This is a genomic window from Curtobacterium sp. MCBA15_008 (assembly GCF_001865065.1).
Taxonomy (GTDB): Bacteria; Actinomycetota; Actinomycetes; order Actinomycetales; family Microbacteriaceae; genus Curtobacterium.
In genome coordinates this window covers 1-316 of the sequence record NZ_MJGN01000046.1, presented here as the reverse complement: position 1 = coordinate 316, position 316 = coordinate 1, and the positions used below count along the sequence as shown (strand labels likewise).

At 44.6% G+C, this 316-nt stretch carries 1 pseudogene; it reads right to left on the bottom strand.

Features of this window, described 5'->3' with window-relative positions:
• Positions 1-148: pseudogene (locus BIU96_RS20515) on the bottom strand (3-hydroxyacyl-CoA dehydrogenase); the annotation flags it as partial.
• Positions 149-316: the final 168 nt, after the last annotated feature.

Below are 316 nucleotides of genomic sequence, written 5' to 3'. Positions count from 1 at the left end.
CTTCTACAGCACTCAGTCCGGCTTCTCGGTTCATATCTAGTAAAGCGACCTTTGCCTTTTTCTTTTTCACAAGATAGCGCGCAGTTGCTAGCCCTAGACCAGATGCACCTCCGCTAATCACAACTACTTTATTTTCCAAATTCATGATCTACTCCTGTTTGAATATTTGAGACCTAAATGTGACTTAGTAACCTTTGAATTGAGGCCTTCGCTTTTCACTAAATGCATTAAGGCCTTCCATAGCGTCATATGAACGCATGTGGCGTCGGAAGAGTACCTGTTCATGCTCCAAGGCATCGTGAAGAGCCTTGCTGCC